The sequence below is a fragment of the Nocardia sp. NPDC058519 genome (assembly GCF_042719755.1).
Lineage (GTDB): Bacteria > Actinomycetota > Actinomycetes > Mycobacteriales > Mycobacteriaceae > Nocardia.
Window position 1 is genome coordinate 1 of the sequence record NZ_JBHXNK010000041.1, and the last position, 15366, is coordinate 15366.

The window sequence follows — 15366 nt, forward strand, 5'->3', positions numbered from 1 at the left end:
GGTTAGGCGCCGCGGAATCGCTCCTTCGTCGCATCTCCGCGGCGCCTAACCGGCGACCCGGCCGCGGACCGGCCACTTCGTGGCCGTCCCTCCCTAAGGGTCGGGAGTGCGGGGGTTGGGAGTGCGGTCATGGCGGACCTGGGGTGCACGGTGTGGCCAGGAGGGCGGTCATGGCGGATTTGGGGTGTGGAGTGTGGCTGGTTGTGCGGTAGTGCTGCGGGCTGGGGTGACGATGTTGGCGGCGGCTGCGCAGGTGAGGGTGAGGATCAGGGGGATCGTGAGTGCGGCGGTGAGGGGGATCAGGGCGGTGAGCCAGCCGATCATCGCGGGGCCTGCTAGTAGGCCGAGGTAGCCGATGGTGAAGACGCGGGACATGTCTGTTGCGGCTGTGGTGCCGCCGAGATTGCCTGCGGTGGAGAAGATTTGGGGGACACCGCCCGCAAGGCCGAGTCCGCACATCGCCCAGCCGAGGAGGGTGAGCGGGAGCCAAGGCGAGGCGATCACTACTGCGAATCCCGCTGCGGCGAGCAAACTTCCGTAGCGGACGATCGCTACCGGGCCGATGGCGGCGCTCACCCGATCGGCGATGAATCGACCGAGGGTCATGGTGGCGGAGAAGGCGCCGAAAGCGAGGGCGGCAGCCGCCTCGGAGGTGTCGAGGTGTTCGCGTACCTGCAGCGCACTCCAGTCGGCCGCCACACCCTCGGCGAGAAGGAGCACGAACGCGATGCACCCGAGTGAGAACACCTTCTGTGTTCGCCGGCGTCGTTGGCTGCGCTGGTCGGTGCGGAGCCGAGCCGAGTCGGCTGTCGCATCCTGGCTCGCGCTGTCAACGGGCTGCGCATCGGCACTGTCGTAATGCTCTGGCAGCGAGGGTGATTCGGGTCGGCTGGGGCCGAGCAAGTGCGGCACCAGTACCGCGGTGATGCACAGTCCGCCGATCCCGGCGCAGAGCAGCGTCAGCTGCGTCGCCCACCCCGCGTGCTGGGCGGCCGCGCCCACCAGAGAACCGGCGAACGCGCCCGCCGAGAACATCGCATGGAACGAGGACATGATCGGTCGGCGGTACGCGCGTTCCACGAGCACCGCCTGGGTGTTCATCGACACGTCGAGGGCGCCCATACCGAACCCGAAGCAGGCCAGGGCAATCGCCAAGGTGACCGGATCGGTCGCCAGTCCCGGGCCGAGGACGGTCACAGAAATGGCCGATGCCGCCAAGGCGACCAGCGTGCGGCTGCCGAACCGGTCGGCGGCCGGGCCCGCGAGCCGCATACCGACGAGCGCGGCGCCCGCCATCAACAGCACGAGCACACTGAGCGTCGAGGGCGACACCCCGGTCCGGTCGGTGATCGCCGGAATGTGGACCACCCACATGGCCAGCAGAACCCCGTTCAGTGTGAAAGCCGCGAACACCGCGGCCCTGGCCGGCCGAAGTCCGCGGTCGATCGTCACTGAACTCACCGCTTCGACGGTACCGGGCAGGACTCCGGCCTCGCCGCTGATCGCGGTGCACCTGGCATGTCAAGATCACCAGGCGATGGTGCGGATCGCCTTTCGGGCGATGCTTGCGCCATTGCCTGGTGATCGACCGGCCGACTGCTACTGCGTGGGTGTCCATGCTCCGGTGGCGGCGGTCTCCTTCGCGTAGTCGGTGAAATCGCGGGCTTCGCGGCCGAGGGCGCGGCGGACGCCATCGGCGGTGGCGGAATTGCGGCCGTCGAGGATGGTGCCGAAGAGGTAGTCGAGCAGGCTGATCACGTCATCGGGAACCTGGTATTCACTCAGGGCCGCAACGAATTCCGGCCGGGACACGGGGATGAAGGCGATCTCGCGACCGGTGGCCGCGGCGATCTCGCCGACCGCGTCGGCGAAGGTCAGGGCGCGTGGGCCGGTGAGCTCGTAGAGCTGACCCGCGTGGCGCGGGTCGGTGAGCGCGGCCGCCGCCACCTCGGCGATATCGTCGAGGTGCACGAACGGCTCCGGCACATCGCCGTTGGGCAGCGCCACCGCACCGGCGAGTACGTCGTCGACGAAGGCGCCCTCGCTGAAGTTGTGGGCGAAGAAGGCGCAGCGCACGATGGTCCAGCTCAGGCCCGAATCCCGCACGATCTCTTCGCATTCCAATGCCTCGGGTTCGCCGCGACCGGACAGCAGCACCACCGAGCGCGCGCCGGCGGATCGGGCGGCGGCGGTGAACGCGCGGATGATGTCCGGGGCGCCGGGGACGGCGAGGTCGGGCTGGAAGGCGAGATAGACGGAGTCGACCCCGGCGAGCGCGGGTGCCCAGGTCTCGCGGTCGGTCCAGTCGAAGGGGATCGCGGCGGTGCGAGAGCCACGGCGGACCTGTTGTCCGGCCGCCTCGAGGACGGCCGCCACCCGGCTGCCGGTCTTGCCCGTAGCGCCGGTGATGAGGGAAAGCTGCTGGTGAGAAGCGGTGTTTGTCATGAGATAAGTACACCGTCGCGCGGGCCGCGGCAACATCGTCGTGCCGCTCACGAACATGCGTAGTCGTCTATTGTGGATTCGGGTGTGACGGTGATCTTTTGCCGAGCGTGCCCCAGTATTTCGTGGGTACATGGGTAACTCGTCGACCACAGCTGACTTTGTGGCCGATATCCCGCCGGCCGCCGACGAAGCAATAGTGGCACGTGGCCTGGCCAAAAGACGCGGAGAGGCGGAACAGTGGATGCGTTAGCCGGTCTGCTCGAAGGTCCACGCGCCCGCGGTGCGTTCCTCATGTGTTCGCTGCTGACCCCGCCGTGGTCACTGCGCGTGCAGGATGAAGCCCCGCTCACGGTGCTCGCGATGATCCGCGGAAAGGCTTGGGTCAGTACGGATTCGATGCCGCCGCGGCAACTCGGCGCGGGCGACGTCGCGGTTTTCCGTGGGCCGCAGCCGTATACGGTGGCCGACGATCCGGCGACCGAACCCCAGATCGTCATCCAGCCGGGTCAGGTCACCACGACGCCCGATGGCGAAATTCTTTGCGAGACACTGAGTCTCGGTGTGCGGCAGTGGGGCACCGATCCCGACGGTGAGACACTGATGGTCACCGGAACCTACGAATCGGCGGGCGCGGTGAGCAGACGGTTGCTGCGCGCGCTGCCGCGGGTCGCGGTGCTGCCGCGCGGTGAGCTCGATACTCGGCTGCTCGACCTGCTCGTCGACGAGGCGACCAAGGACCTGCCCGCGCAAACCGCCGTCCTCGACCGCCTGCTCGACCTGCTGCTCATCGCCGCGCTGCGCGCCTGGTTCGCCCGCGACGACGCCCCTGCCTGGTACCACGCCTACAGCGACCCGCTGGTCGGCAAGGCCCTTCGCCTGCTCCAGCACAATCCGGCGCATCCGTGGACGGTGGTCGCGTTGGCCGAGGCGGTCGGCATGTCGCGGGCCGCGCTGGCCCGCCGATTCACCGAGCTGGTGGGCGAACCGCCGATGAGTTTCCTGACCGAATGGCGGCTCTCGCTCGCGGCCGATCTGCTCGCCGAATCCGATGCGACGGTGGAATCCATCGCTCATCAGGTGGGATACGGGAGCGCGTTCGCGCTCAGCACCGCCTTCAAACGGCACTTCGGGGTGAGCCCGCGCGATCACCGGCAGGGGAGCGCGGCATGATGGCCCGATGAGCTATCCCGTCCTGTGGCCGATGCCGACCCGGTGGGCCGACAACGACCAGTACGGCCACGTGAACAACGTGACCTACTACTCCTTCTTCGACACCGCCGTGAACGCCTGGCTGATGCGCGCCACCGGCACCGATATCACCGACCTGCCCGCCCTCGGCGTCGTCGCGCAGACCTCGTGCCGGTTCCACGGGTCGGTCAGCTTCCCCGACCAGCTGCAGGTCGGGCTCCGCATCGCCCGCCTCGGAAACTCCAGCATCACCTACGATCTGGCGATCTTCCGCGAGGGCGACGCCGGTCTCGAGCTCGCCGCGACCGGCGAATTCGTCCACGTCTATGTCGACGCGGACACCCGCAAACCGGTGGCGATCCCCGAGGTAGTGCGCACGGCGGCGGCAGAGCTCGTCACCGAGTAGTGCTCAGGAGCTGATGACGCCGACCTCGGGTCATCAGCTGCTGTGGAGCCCGTCGCGGTATTGCGCTCAGGAGGCTATGACCCCTACCTCGGGCCATTCGCTGCCACGGCGGGCGCGCAGGATGATCTGGCCCGCCGGCGAGTAGCCCGGTGGCCCGGGGAGGGCGGCGAAGGTGGTTTTGTCGATCACCACCGACGAGTCGAGTTCGTCCCGGCTCGGCCCCCAGACGTACTCGACCTCGGTGAGTTCGTCGCGAACCTTCTTGAAATACATCAGGTGTGCCATCGCCGGATCTCCGCGTAGACCTCCGCCGGTCAGCGGATCGTGACCGGCGGCTACCGACCATCGTGGCAGGAATCGAGCGATCTCGCCGCTACCTCGCCGAATTTTTTCGTGCGTACCGTCCGGTGTTCACGCGCGCAGCATGGTCTGGAACCGGCGCATGCCGGAAATCCACCGGTCGTAGTCGGAACCCTTGTTGCGGTACATCTGCAGTACCTCCGGGTGCGGCAGGATCAGGAAGTGCTCGGCGGCCATCGCCTCGACGACGGTGTCGGCGACTTCCTCGGGGGAGAGCACCGCGCCCGCCGTCTTCACGGCTTTGATCGCCAGCGCGGCTGCTTCCGGGTTGTCGGGGATGAGCGCCTCGGTGAGCAGTTGGGTGTCCACACCCATCGGACACAGGCAACTCACGCGAATACCCTTGTCGCCGTAGGTAACCGAGAGCCATTCGGCGAAACCGACCGCCGCGTGTTTGGTCACCGAGTAAGGGGCAGAACCGATTTGGGTGAGCAGGCCCGCGGCGGACGCGGTGGAGACGAAATAGCCGCTGCCACGCTCGAGCCAGCCGGGAACGAGCAGTTTCGCGGCCCGCACGTGAGCCATGACGTTGACGTCGATGGTGCTCGCCCACTGCGCCTCGGTGCTGTCGAGACCGGCGCCGCCGCCGATGCCCGCATTCGCGAAATACAGGTCTACCGGGCCGAATTCGCGCTCGGCGGTGGCGATCAACTCCGCCACGACCTGCTCATCGGCCACATCGCCACCGACCGCTATCGCATGGTCGCCGAGGTCGGCCGCCACCTTCGCCACGCTGTCCGCATCGAGATCGGCGACGACAACCCGCGCGTCACCGGCGACGAGACGATCAGCGAGTGCGGCACCGATACCCGCACCCGCGCCGGTGACGATCGCGACCTTGCCTGCTATTTCCATCCCCGCAGCTTATATTTTTGGAGCGCTGGCGCGCTCGAGTTCGCGCCCCCGGTGGTCGGAGTCGATCAGGCACCGTTGCTTGCTCCTTCGTCGACTACGCAACGGCACCTGATCGACGGGACGGGCGCGAACCGCCGACTTCGTCGGCGATCCCTCCTCGAGGTCGGGATGTGCGGGGCTGGGAATGTGGCGCAGGCCGCGAGGTTCTATCGGCTCGATCAGATCGCGGCGGCAGGTTGCGGGGTGGTGGGCAGAGAAGCCGGCGGTGGTGTGGAGCCGCGCGCGACGGTGCCAAGGCGGGTGTGGTTGAAGACCAGGTTCAGCAGGAACGCGGTGGCCGCGCCGAGGGTGACACCGCTGTCGAGGAGGATCTGCGCCGAGGTAGGGAACTTGTCGAACATGTCCTTGGTGAAGACCGGCAGCAGTCCGATGCCGATCGCGGTGGCGGCGACGGTCGCGTTGACCCGGTCCGTCAGATCGGCTTTGAGCAACGTGGTGACACCGACGACCGCGACGGTCGCGAACAGCACCAGACCGACCCCGCCGACCACCGGCTTCGGAATCACCGCGACCACCTCGCCGATGCGTGGCACCAGCCCGAGCAGCACCAGGATCGCGCCGCTCACCGCGGTCACATACCGGCTGTAGACCCTGGTTGTGGAGACCGCGCCGACGTTCTGATTGAAGATCGTGTCGACGAACGCGGTGAAGATGCCGCCGAGCACGCCCGACAGGCCGTCGCCGACCAGCCCGCGCGCGAGATCGCCCTTGCCGAGCGGCTTGCCGGTGATCTCGCTGATCGCCAGCATGCTCGCGGTCGACTCGGCGAACACCACGGCCATCACGATGCTCATCGCCACCACCGCGGTCACCGGGAACTGCGGTGACCCGAAGTGGAACGGTTGCGGGATACCGATCCAGTCCGCGGTACCGACCCCCGCGGTGGTGATCAAACCCATCGGCAGCGCGATCACGATGCCCGCGACCAGCGCGATCAGCACACCGAGCTGCGACCACACGCCGCGGCCGAGGCAGACGAACCCGACCGCGATCAGCACCACCACGGCGGCGAGTCCGATATTCGACGGCGAGGCAAAGCTCGGCGACTTCGGATCGGTCCCGATGATCAGGCCCCCGGCGACCCCGATCAGCGACACACCGACCACGGTCAGCACGGTCCCGGTGACCAGCGGCGGGAAGAACCGCACCACCCGCGCGAACGGCCACGCCAGCGCGACACCGACCACGCCACCGATCAGCATGGACCCGTACACGGCATCGAGCCCGTACTCCTCGGCGATCAGGATCATCGGGTTGAGCCCGACGAAGGTGGCACCACAAACGATCGGCAGCCGGGCACCGGCCAGCTTGCCCACACCGAGGCTCTGCACCAGCGTGATGATGCCCGCGACCAGCAGATCAGCACTGATCAACAGTCCGATCGTCGACCGGTCGAGCCCCGCGGCCGCGCCGAACACCAGCGGCACGGTGATACAGCCGGTGTACATGATCAGGACGTGCTGGATGCCGAAAGCCAATTGCCGGGCGAACGGCAGCCTGGTGTCGACGGGATGCGCCTCACTCATGTAACAGGTTGTAGTCCCCGTTCTTTACCGTGAGTGCGCGCCGTGTTTCGTCGGCGTTGCGGGTCGGATATATCGCTCGGATCGGTTCAATACCGCTGGTAATTGCCCTGCGGGTAGTCCGGTCGCCGCTGTGCTGCCCGAATCCAGCGTCCGGTCGACGGTGCCGCTGCCAAGACCAACATCAAGATCGCGACGGCGGCTTGGACTCCGGAGATAGTCATACCCGCGTCCGAAGTCACGGGAGCATCGGCCATGGACACGAGGGAAGCGACGCCGCCGAGCGCACTGAGCGTCGACACGACGATGACGATCACGCGGCCCGCAGTCTTACGAAGGAACAGCAGGATCGAGCCGGTGAGCAGCAGCACGCCGATGATGGCGCCGATCACCAGGAAGGTCGTTACCAACGGAGTGAGGGAGGTGCTCGAACACGCGAAGGTGCCGTCCGGTAGCTGGACGAGCTTGCCGGTGCATTCCGTCGCGAGCGGCGAGTTGTAACTGACGACCGCCCCGGCCAGGGAAATCAGCGAAAGCACAAGGGCGAGAACGGCGGCGAGGATCCCAGTGGCACCGCTGACCGCACCCTGCGGAGCGCCGTAGCCGGGAATGCCGTACTGCGGATTGCCGTGGCCGGGAGCGCCGTAACCAGGTCCGCCGTACCCAGGCGTGCCGTGACCGGGAGCGCCGTAGCCAGGAGTGCCGTGACCGGGAGTGCCGTAGCCGGGTCCACCTGGCCCGGGAGCCGGATATCCGCCGGGCTGATAACCCTGCTGCCCACCGGGCGGATAGCCCTGACCTTGTTGCGGCCCATACGGATACCCCACGACGCCCCCATTTTCCTCGGATACACCTGCCGACATTCGTTCGCACGGTGCGCAGTCCGGTCGGACGCACACCGGCCCGAACTATACGGCCGGGTCCCGACGCGCGCTCAGATGCGGCTGAGCAGGGTCAGGGGGTCCTCCAGGAATCCGGCGGTGGTGGCGAGGAAGCGGGCGCCGAGTTCGCCGTCGATCATGCGGTGGTCGAAGCTGAGACCGAGGGTGGTGACCCAGCGGACCGCCAGTTCGTCACGGAATACCCACGGGCGCTTGCGAATCGAGCCGATGCACAGGATCGCGGCCTCACCCGGATTCACCAGGGGGACGCCGGAGTCGACGCCGAATACCCCGACATTGGTGAGGGTGAAGGTGCCGCCGCGCAGGTCGTTGGGGGTGGCGTTGCCGGAGCGGGCCGTATCGGCCGCCCAGCTGATCTCGCGGCACAGGTCGCGCAGGCTCAGCGACTGCGCTTCCTTGAGATTGGGCACCATCAGGCCGCGGTCGGAGGCGACCGCGATCCCCAGGTTCACGTAGTGCTTGGTGACGATTTCCTGGTTCTGCTCGTCCCAGGCGGTATTGATCCCCGGGTACTCCGCGATCGCCGCCAGCGTCGCCTTGGCGACCAGGGCCAGCGGGGTGAGGGTGAGACCTTCGAAGGATTTGGTGGTGCGCAGGTGGTCGAGCAGTTCCATCGAGGCCGTGCAGTCGACGGTGACGAAGGTGCTGGCCTGCGGGATCGTGCGCGAACTGGCCTGCATCGCGGCGGCCGTGCGCTTGCGGATGCCCGCGATGGGGGTGCGTTCTTCGCGGGCGGTCGGCTCGATGAGGCCGTCGGCGTCGGTGACGTGGCCGTTCGACGGCGTCGGCGCGATGTCACCGACGCGGGCGGGGGTGCGCGGCTGGGTCACCGGCACGGCCGAGCGCACGTCTTCGACGGTGACCGCGCCCTCGGGCCCCGAACCCGCGACGAACCACAGGTCGATGCCGAGTTCCTTGGCCAGTTTGCGTGCCGCGGGGGTCGCGGCGGTGCGGTGGGTGCTCGGCGTGCTCGCGGCCATCGACGGCGTGGATTTCCCTCTCCGCGAGGTAGATTCGGCTTCGGGCCCGTAGCCTACCAGCACGTTCGTGCGCGGCTCCGCGGCCGGCGGTGCCGTTACCTCGAGGTCGTTGCGCACCCGGATCAGCGGCGCGCCGACCGGCACGGTGTCGCCGGGCTGAGCCAGCAGTTCGACCACGATCCCGGAGAACGGTGACGGCAGCGCGACCACCGCCTTCGCGGTCTCCACCTCGGCGATGGTCTGGTTCAGTTCCACCGTGTCGCCGACCGCGACGGCCCAGGACACCAGGTCGCCGTCGGCCAGACCTTCGCCCAGGTCGGGGAGGCGGAATTCGAGAACATGACCGTCGTCGGTGGCGGCTGGTTCCGGCACGAGGGCACCTTTCATCGCTCTGTTGGCAAGCTACCGCCGCCGACCCTGCGGGATCAGGCGGAAAGGCAGCGGTCGACCGCCGCCAGAATGCGGTCGGGGTCGGGCAGGTGGTGCTTTTCGAGCTTAGCCGGGGGGTAGGGGATGTCGTAGCCACCGACGCGCAGCACCGGCGCCTCCAGGTGATAGAAGCAGCGTTCGGTGACGCGGGCGGCGATCTCGGCGCCGAGCCCGGCGAACACGGGCGCCTCGTGCACGACGATCAGCCTGCCGGTCTTGTCCACCGATTCGGCGATCGTGTCGACGTCGATCGGCGAGAGACTGCGCAGGTCGATCACCTCGAGCGAATGTCCTTCCTCGCCAGCGATTTTCGCCGCGGTCAGCGCGGTGGCGACGGTGCCGCCATAGGCGACGACGGTGGCATCGACGCCGCGAGTGCAGACCCTGGCCTTGTGCAGTGGCAGATCCGGTTCGCCTTCGAAATCTACGTCGGCTTTGTCCCAATAGCGACGTTTCGGCTCGAAGAAGATGACCGGATCGTCCAGTGCGATGGCCTGGCGAATCATCGAATACGCGTCGGCGGGGGTACTCGGTGAGACAACGCGAAGGCCCGCGGTGTGCGCGAAATACACCTCCGGTGATTCCGAATGGTGTTCCACCGCGCCGATGCCGCCGCCGAACGGGATGCGGATCGTCAACGGGGCCTTGACTTTTCCGCCGGTACGGTTGTGGATCTTGGCTACCTGGGAAACGATCTGGTCGAACGCCGGATAGACGAAACCGTCGAACTGGATCTCCACCACGGGCCGGTATCCGCGCAACGCCATCCCGAAAGCCGTTCCGACGATGCCGGATTCGGCCAGCGGCGTGTCGATGACGCGGTTGTCGCCGAAATCCTTCTGCAGGGTGTCGGTCACGCGGAACACACCACCGAGCCTGCCGATGTCCTCGCCGAGCAAGACGACCTTGGCGTCGTCTTCCATCGCATTGCGCAGGCCGGTGTTGAGGGCGGCGGCGAAGGTGGTGATCATGACTGCGCTCCTTCGGCGAGGTAGGCCGAGAACTGTTGGCGCTCTTCGGTCATCAGTGGGTGTTCGGTCGCGTAGACGTTGTCGAACATCCGCTCGGGATCGGGGTCGGGCATCTCGATCGTCGCGGTGCGCAGGCGGCGGGCGACATCGTCGGCCTCGTCGGTGACCTGTCGCGCGAATTCGGGGGAGAGGTGGCCCTCGTGCTCGAGGAGCAGACGCACGCGTTCGATGGGGTCGCGCTGTCCCCAGTACTCGGTGTCGGCGGCGGTCCGGTAGCGGGCCGGGTCGTCGGCGGTGGTGTGCGGGCCCATCCGGTAGGTCATCGCTTCGATGAAGGTGGGGCCGCCGCCGGTACGGGCGCGTTCGACGGCTTGGCGGGTGACGGCCAGGACGGCGAGCACATCGTTGCCGTCGACCTGCACGCCAGGAATCCCGTATCCGTCGGCACGGCGTACCAGCGGGAATTTGCTCTGCACGGAGACCGGTTCGCTGATCGCCCACTGATTGTTCTGGCAGAAGAACACGACCGGCGCGCTCCATGCCGCGGCGAATCCGAGTGCCTCGGCGATATCGCCCTGGCTCGTCGCGCCGTCGCCGAAATAGGTGACGGTCGCGATATCGGCGCCGTCGAGGTGGGCGGCGAAGGCGTACCCGGTGGCGTGCAGGCCCTGGGAGCCGACGACGATATTGGCATTGGTCATATTGACCTCGCCGGGGTCCCAGCAGTGGTGGGAGACGCCGCGCCACAGGGCGGTGAGCTGCTCGGGCGGCACGCCGCGGCAGAAGGCGACGGCGGTTTCGCGGTAGGAGCAGAACACGTAGTCGTCGGGGTGCAGTGCGTGCGCCGAGCCGACCTGCGCGGCCTCCTGACCGAGCAGCGGCGGCCACAATCCGAGCTGGCCTTGGCGCTGCAACGCGGTCGCTTCGACATCGATACGGCGGGTGAGGACCATGTCCCGATACAACCGCCGCAACCGCTCGGCATCGACATCGGCGACCAGCGCGCCGTGCTCCTTGTCGAACACCCGACGGCCGTCGGGCTGAATCAACTGGACCGGGTAGGTCTGCTTCTGCGACATCGTGATCGCCTCCTCGCCGCCGTGCCTTGTGAGCCGGTGCAGGTACGCCACTCCGCTGAGTGCGATGTGTATCACTCAGCATCCACGATTACGCGGTGTGCGCAAGCGTTACACGCGCTGATGAGCAGAATGCATGGTCTGATCCAGTCCAGCGCTGTCATACTGCGTTGTATGACCAGTCGCGAACCCGACGCCGTGACACTCGACGCCACCGATGCGCGGCTACTGCGCGAACTGATCGCCAACCCGCGCGCCACGGGGGTGGAGCTCGCGGCGCGCCTCGGCCTGTCGCGCAACACTGTGCAGGCGCGGCTGGCCCGGTGGGACAGCGGTGGGGTGCTCGGCAGTTTCGAACGCCGGGTGGAACCCCGCGCCCTCGGCTATCCGCTGGCAGCCTTCGTCGCGGTGGTGGTCGACCAGCACCGACTCGACGCCGTGGTGGACGAACTGGCCGATGTCGCCGAGGTCACCGAGGTCTGCGGCATGACCGGCGCCACCGACCTCACCGTGCGCATAGTCGCCCGTGACGCCGACGACCTCTACCGCATCGCGGGCGCGATCCTGAAGATCCCCGGCGTGGAGCGCACCAATATGGCCCTGGTCATGCGCGAGTTGGTCGGCCCGCGCACCGGCCCGCTACTCGACCGGCTGGCCGGCCCGAACTGACGTAGCCGCTGGACTGTCAGAGGGCAGGAAGCGTCGGACGACTAGGCCGGCCACGAGGGCCCAGAAGGCGCCGCCGATACCGAAGAGGGTGGTGCCGGAGGCGGCTACGAGGAAGGTGACCAGGGCCGCCATGCGGTGGGTGGGGTCGCTGAGGGCGCCGGTCAGGGCGGCGGCGAGGGCGGCGAGGAGGGCAAGGCCCGCGACGGTTTCGATGGTGCCCGCGGGGGCGGCGGCGATGAGGGTGACCAGGGCGGCGGAGGCGAGGCCGAGGACGAGATAGGCGGCGCCCGCGGTGGCCGCGGCGATCCAGCGTCGCTTGGGGTCTGGGCTCGCGGTGGGGGCGGCGGCCAAGGCGGCGCTGATGGCGGCGAGGTTGATCGCGTGGCCACCTGCCGCGGCGCCGATGACGGTGCCGATCCCGGTGACGAGCATGGCCGGGCGCCACGGGACCTGGAAGTCGAACGAGCGCATCACCGCGACGCCGGGGATGTTCTGGGAGGCCATGGTGACGATGTAGAGCGGCACGGCGATGCCGACAATGGCCTGCCAATGCCATTGGGGCGCAGTCCATTCCACCGTCGGAACCATGGCGGACAATTCCAGGTGCCGGTTGTTCACGACGATGTCGATGCCCGTACCGACAGCCGCCGTGGCGAAGGCGACGAGCACGGCCCATTTGGGTGCGAACCGTTGCAGGACCAGCCACACCACGATGACCGGGACGACCACGGCGGGCGAGGTGCGCAGCGCCTGCACCGGGGCCAGACACAGCGGGACGAGGACCCCGGCCAGCATCGCCTGGGCGATCGGTACCGGGATCGCGGCGACCAGCGAGCCGAGCCGCTGCCAGAGGCCGGTGATCACGATCAGCACACCGGTGATCGCGAAAGCCGCGACCGCACCCGGCCAGCCACCGGCCACCAGTCCGGTGCTCGCCAGCAGCGCGGCGCCGGGGGTCGACCAGGCCAGTGTGATCGGGATCCGATACCGGAAACTCAGCAGCAGAATGCCGATCCCCTGCGTGAAACACAGCACCAGCAACCCCGACGCGGCCTGCGCCGGACTCGCCCCCACTGCCCGCAACCCACTCAGCACCACCGCGAACGAACTGGTGAACCCGACCAACGCGGTGATCGCACCCGCACCGAGCGGCTGTGCGATGCCCGCCGGTTTGCCGGCGACATCGGGGGGAGTGGTGGAGACCTGCGACATTGTGGAGATATTGCCCGACGAAACGGTGGTCGTCGCCTGCCAGTCCCGGGAAAGTGGACTGATTCACACGCGCTGATATTCGGTCCAGTTCTGCGACCGGCCTGCGTGTGTCCCGACCCGGCAGGTGCTATGTGCCGAGCTCGGTCCCCGCCGTTGGGTGCCGGGATTCGCGGCGGGTGCGTAGGGTGTCGCCGAACGGTTTCGCAGGTGGGGGGAGGCTGGGAGGAGTGGTAGTGGGTGCGGTGTTGATCTCGTCGGCGGAGCTTCGGGAAGAGCTGGCGGACAAGGCGATTCATCTGCTCGATGTGCGGTGGGCGCTGGGTGATCCCCATGGGCCGCAGCACTATCTCGACGGGCATATTCCGGGCGCGGTGTTCGTCGACCTGGAGACCGAGCTGGCAGGCGCGCCCGCGCCCGCCCGCGGCAGGCATCCGCTACCCGACCCCGGCACCTTCGAGAAGTGTGCGCGCAGCTGGGGATTGAGCACCGGGGATCCGGTGGTGGTCTACGACGCGACCGGCGCCATGGCCGCCGCGCGGGCGTGGTGGCTGCTGCGGTGGGCAGGTGTGGACAACGTGCGCATCCTCGACGGCGGGCTGCCCGCCTGGATCGCGGCCGGTGGGGAACTCGCGACCGGCGCCGAAGCGGATCCGGTCGCAGGTGACCTCGTGGTACGTCCCGGCGGGCTGCCGGTGATCGACGCCGACGCCGCCGCGAAATGGCCGGGCGTGCTGCTCGACGCGCGTGCCGGCGAGCGGTATCGCGGCGAGGTCGAACCGGTCGACCCGCGTCCCGGGCACATCCCCGGCGCGGTGAGCGCACCCACTGCCGAGAACCTCGATGGCACGGGGCATTTCCGGAGCGTCGAAGACCTGCGTGCGCGCTTCGCAGGCTTCGGCGAAGGTCAGGTCGCGGTGTACTGCGGATCCGGCGTCACCGCCGCCCACCAGATCGCGGCCCTCGCTGTCGCGGGCATCGACGCCGCCCTCTACCCGGGCTCGTACTCGCAGTGGTCGAGCGACCCGAAGCGGGTCGTTGCGACCGGAGAGTGAGCGCTGTCCTCGGTTCTCACGGACAGCTACGGGCGATGTCGTGCAGGGTGGCGTTGTCGGCGGCGGTGATCGGTAGGTCGTAGTCGACCGCGACGGTGAGGTACTTCGCCGCGTAGAAGCAGTGGTTGGGCCGCGCGGGTGGCAGCCATCCGGACGGGGTGTCGTCGCCTTTGGACTGGTTTGTGGACGCGCCGGTGGCCAGGAGATTGACCGCGAGGTCGTTGGCGAAGCGGCGGCGCTTGTCGGGGTGCCAGGTGGCGGCACCCATGTCCCAGGCGGCGGCCAGGGGATAGACATGGTCGATCTGGATGCGGCCGCCGTCGGACTTGCTGAAGGGGATATCGGTGGCGGTGTAGGGGTCGGTGAGGACTCCCGCCACGACCACGCAGCGCCCGCGATGCACGACCTCGCGCAACTGCACGGCAAGGACGTTGTTGCGGGTGTCGCAGCCGTCGTGGCTGCCTGGCGCGTCGGAATCGTCGGTCCATGCCGGGCCGAAGACGCAGGCCTGGCCCGCTTTGCAGCCACGTTCGTAGCCGCCCGGCCGAGGGCGCGAGGCAACGACGCGCACTGTGTCGAGCAGGGCGATGACCTCGGCACGCGCCGGACTGCCCGGTGCGGGAACGACCGGCTCATCCGGCCCGATCACCCCGCACCCGGCAATCGCGAGCACCACTACCAGCAAGCACGCCAGTTTCCCCATACCTGCAGGTTGTAGCCGGTGGTACCGACAACAACCGCCGATGGGTCAGAACTGCGTGCGATACCGGCCTATAACCAGGCTCGGGCCAGCAAGTCGTCGGCGGCCAGTTCGCTGGCGATCGGCGGGAAGCGCGTCGCGGCGATCGAGGAGACACGGCTGCCGTCGTGGCCGACCAGCCAGGAACCGCCACGGTCTTCGCATTCGGCGATCTTGGCGAAGACGGTGAGCAGGAAGGTGATGGATTCCCGAGGGTCGATGGTGTGGGCCAGGCGCTGGGATTCGCCCGGCCGCGACAGATCGAGCCAGACGCCTGCTTGGCCGTCCAGTCGCATGCCGAGGATTTTCGTGGTGTCGATGAAGGTGAATTTGCGCCGTTCCCATGGGGTGTTGGGTGTGTAGCTCTGCTCGAGAACCTGGAGCAGAATCGTCATCGCTGCCCTCCGCACGAATTACAAGGGGGTCATCGGCCGAACCGGATCCGTCCGGTTCGCCTGGGTGAGTATGGAGTTGTCGCCGGTGGGTATTCTGGCCCGTG

16 protein-coding genes are annotated in these 15366 nt (G+C 68.1%); 4 read left to right on the plus strand and 12 right to left on the minus strand.

Annotation, left to right across the window (positions count from 1 at the left end; all coding sequences use genetic code 11):
• Positions 1–168: 168 nt before the first annotated feature.
• Together ACFWPK_RS30985 and ACFWPK_RS30990 are read right to left on the minus strand one after the other, a co-directional pair.
• Positions 169–1461, minus strand: a complete 1293-nt coding sequence (locus ACFWPK_RS30985) for an MFS transporter (RefSeq protein ID WP_378921827.1) — start codon at positions 1459–1461, stop codon at positions 169–171.
• 138 nt (positions 1462–1599) lie between these two features.
• Positions 1600–2445: an NmrA family NAD(P)-binding protein gene (locus ACFWPK_RS30990; protein ID WP_378921828.1), complete on the minus strand. Its 846-nt coding sequence runs from the start codon at positions 2443–2445 to the stop codon at positions 1600–1602.
• A 237-nt stretch (positions 2446–2682) separates the two neighbouring features.
• Between ACFWPK_RS30990 and ACFWPK_RS30995 the strand changes: the two genes are divergently transcribed.
• Together ACFWPK_RS30995 and ACFWPK_RS31000 are read left to right on the plus strand one after the other, a co-directional pair.
• Positions 2683–3615, plus strand: coding sequence for an AraC family transcriptional regulator (locus ACFWPK_RS30995; RefSeq protein ID WP_378921829.1), 933 nt, complete (start codon positions 2683–2685; stop codon positions 3613–3615).
• Between the two features lie 7 nt (positions 3616–3622).
• On the plus strand, positions 3623–4039 hold the full coding sequence (locus tag ACFWPK_RS31000; protein ID WP_378921830.1) for an acyl-CoA thioesterase: 417 nt from the start codon (positions 3623–3625) through the stop codon (positions 4037–4039).
• A gap of 66 nt (positions 4040–4105) precedes the next feature.
• Here the strand turns inward: ACFWPK_RS31000 and ACFWPK_RS31005 are convergent, their stop codons facing one another.
• The 7 genes from ACFWPK_RS31005 to pdhA all read right to left on the minus strand — a co-directional run bounded on the left by ACFWPK_RS31005 (position 4106) and on the right by pdhA (position 11198).
• Positions 4106–4324 (minus strand): hypothetical protein, encoded by a 219-nt coding sequence (locus tag ACFWPK_RS31005; protein WP_378921831.1) that lies wholly within the window; start codon positions 4322–4324, stop codon positions 4106–4108.
• A 126-nt stretch (positions 4325–4450) separates the two neighbouring features.
• Positions 4451–5254 carry an SDR family oxidoreductase gene (locus ACFWPK_RS31010; protein ID WP_378921832.1) on the minus strand — a complete coding sequence of 268 codons (804 nt, stop codon included), beginning with the start codon at positions 5252–5254 and terminating at the stop codon, positions 4451–4453.
• Between the two features lie 218 nt (positions 5255–5472).
• Positions 5473–6840, minus strand: coding sequence for a uracil-xanthine permease family protein (locus ACFWPK_RS31015; protein WP_378921833.1), 1368 nt, complete (start codon positions 6838–6840; stop codon positions 5473–5475).
• Positions 6841–6926: 86 nt separating this feature from the next.
• Positions 6927–7700 (minus strand): hypothetical protein, encoded by a 774-nt coding sequence (locus tag ACFWPK_RS31020; protein WP_378921834.1) that lies wholly within the window; start codon positions 7698–7700, stop codon positions 6927–6929.
• 71 nt (positions 7701–7771) lie between these two features.
• A complete protein-coding gene (locus ACFWPK_RS31025; RefSeq protein ID WP_378921835.1) occupies positions 7772–9106 on the minus strand; it encodes a dihydrolipoamide acetyltransferase family protein in 1335 nt (444 codons plus the stop codon).
• A 38-nt stretch (positions 9107–9144) separates the two neighbouring features.
• Positions 9145–10119 carry an alpha-ketoacid dehydrogenase subunit beta gene (locus ACFWPK_RS31030; protein ID WP_378921836.1) on the minus strand — a complete coding sequence of 325 codons (975 nt, stop codon included), beginning with the start codon at positions 10117–10119 and terminating at the stop codon, positions 9145–9147.
• Positions 10116–11198, minus strand: coding sequence for a pyruvate dehydrogenase (acetyl-transferring) E1 component subunit alpha (gene pdhA / locus ACFWPK_RS31035; protein WP_378921838.1), 1083 nt, complete (start codon positions 11196–11198; stop codon positions 10116–10118). Before pdhA ends, ACFWPK_RS31030 begins: the two co-directional genes overlap by 4 nt.
• 171 nt (positions 11199–11369) lie before the next feature.
• Here pdhA and ACFWPK_RS31040 point away from each other — a divergent pair, with 171 nt between their 5' ends.
• A complete protein-coding gene (locus tag ACFWPK_RS31040; protein ID WP_378921839.1) occupies positions 11370–11864 on the plus strand; it encodes an Lrp/AsnC family transcriptional regulator in 495 nt (164 codons plus the stop codon).
• On the opposite strand, the gene ACFWPK_RS31045 is transcribed toward ACFWPK_RS31040, so the two are convergent.
• Positions 11835–13076 carry a benzoate/H(+) symporter BenE family transporter gene (locus ACFWPK_RS31045; protein ID WP_378921840.1) on the minus strand — a complete coding sequence of 414 codons (1242 nt, stop codon included), beginning with the start codon at positions 13074–13076 and terminating at the stop codon, positions 11835–11837. The genes ACFWPK_RS31040 and ACFWPK_RS31045 overlap by 30 nt on opposite strands.
• Positions 13077–13309: 233 nt before the next feature.
• Between ACFWPK_RS31045 and ACFWPK_RS31050 the strand changes: the two genes are divergently transcribed.
• Positions 13310–14128, plus strand: a complete 819-nt coding sequence (locus tag ACFWPK_RS31050) for a sulfurtransferase (protein ID WP_378921841.1) — start codon at positions 13310–13312, stop codon at positions 14126–14128.
• Between the two features lie 16 nt (positions 14129–14144).
• Here the strand turns inward: ACFWPK_RS31050 and ACFWPK_RS31055 are convergent, their stop codons facing one another.
• On the minus strand, positions 14145–14831 hold the full coding sequence (locus ACFWPK_RS31055; protein WP_378921842.1) for an HNH endonuclease family protein: 687 nt from the start codon (positions 14829–14831) through the stop codon (positions 14145–14147).
• A 68-nt stretch (positions 14832–14899) separates the two neighbouring features.
• On the minus strand, positions 14900–15262 hold the full coding sequence (locus tag ACFWPK_RS31060) for a hypothetical protein (RefSeq protein WP_378921843.1): 363 nt from the start codon (positions 15260–15262) through the stop codon (positions 14900–14902).
• Positions 15263–15366 lie beyond the last annotated feature (104 nt).

Bases quoted from the DNA above. Each gene is read 5' to 3' on its own strand.
- ACFWPK_RS31025 (WP_378921835.1), bottom strand. From the start codon at position 9,106: ATGAAAGGTGCCCTCGTGCCGGAACCAGCCGCCACCGACGACGGTCAT.
- ACFWPK_RS31060 (WP_378921843.1), bottom strand. From the start codon at position 15,262: ATGACGATTCTGCTCCAGGTTCTCGAGCAGAGCTACACACCCAACACC.
- ACFWPK_RS31040 (WP_378921839.1), top strand. From the start codon at position 11,370: ATGACCAGTCGCGAACCCGACGCCGTGACACTCGACGCCACCGATGCG.
- ACFWPK_RS31015 (WP_378921833.1), bottom strand. From the start codon at position 6,840: ATGAGTGAGGCGCATCCCGTCGACACCAGGCTGCCGTTCGCCCGGCAA.
- ACFWPK_RS31020 (WP_378921834.1), bottom strand. From the start codon at position 7,700: ATGTCGGCAGGTGTATCCGAGGAAAATGGGGGCGTCGTGGGGTATCCG.
- ACFWPK_RS31030 (WP_378921836.1), bottom strand. From the start codon at position 10,119: ATGATCACCACCTTCGCCGCCGCCCTCAACACCGGCCTGCGCAATGCG.
- ACFWPK_RS31045 (WP_378921840.1), bottom strand. From the start codon at position 13,076: ATGTCGCAGGTCTCCACCACTCCCCCCGATGTCGCCGGCAAACCGGCG.
- ACFWPK_RS30990 (WP_378921828.1), bottom strand. From the start codon at position 2,445: ATGACAAACACCGCTTCTCACCAGCAGCTTTCCCTCATCACCGGCGCT.
- ACFWPK_RS31010 (WP_378921832.1), bottom strand. From the start codon at position 5,254: ATGGAAATAGCAGGCAAGGTCGCGATCGTCACCGGCGCGGGTGCGGGT.
- ACFWPK_RS31000 (WP_378921830.1), top strand. From the start codon at position 3,623: ATGAGCTATCCCGTCCTGTGGCCGATGCCGACCCGGTGGGCCGACAAC.
- pdhA (WP_378921838.1), bottom strand. From the start codon at position 11,198: ATGTCGCAGAAGCAGACCTACCCGGTCCAGTTGATTCAGCCCGACGGC.
- ACFWPK_RS31005 (WP_378921831.1), bottom strand. From the start codon at position 4,324: ATGGCACACCTGATGTATTTCAAGAAGGTTCGCGACGAACTCACCGAG.
- ACFWPK_RS31055 (WP_378921842.1), bottom strand. From the start codon at position 14,831: ATGGGGAAACTGGCGTGCTTGCTGGTAGTGGTGCTCGCGATTGCCGGG.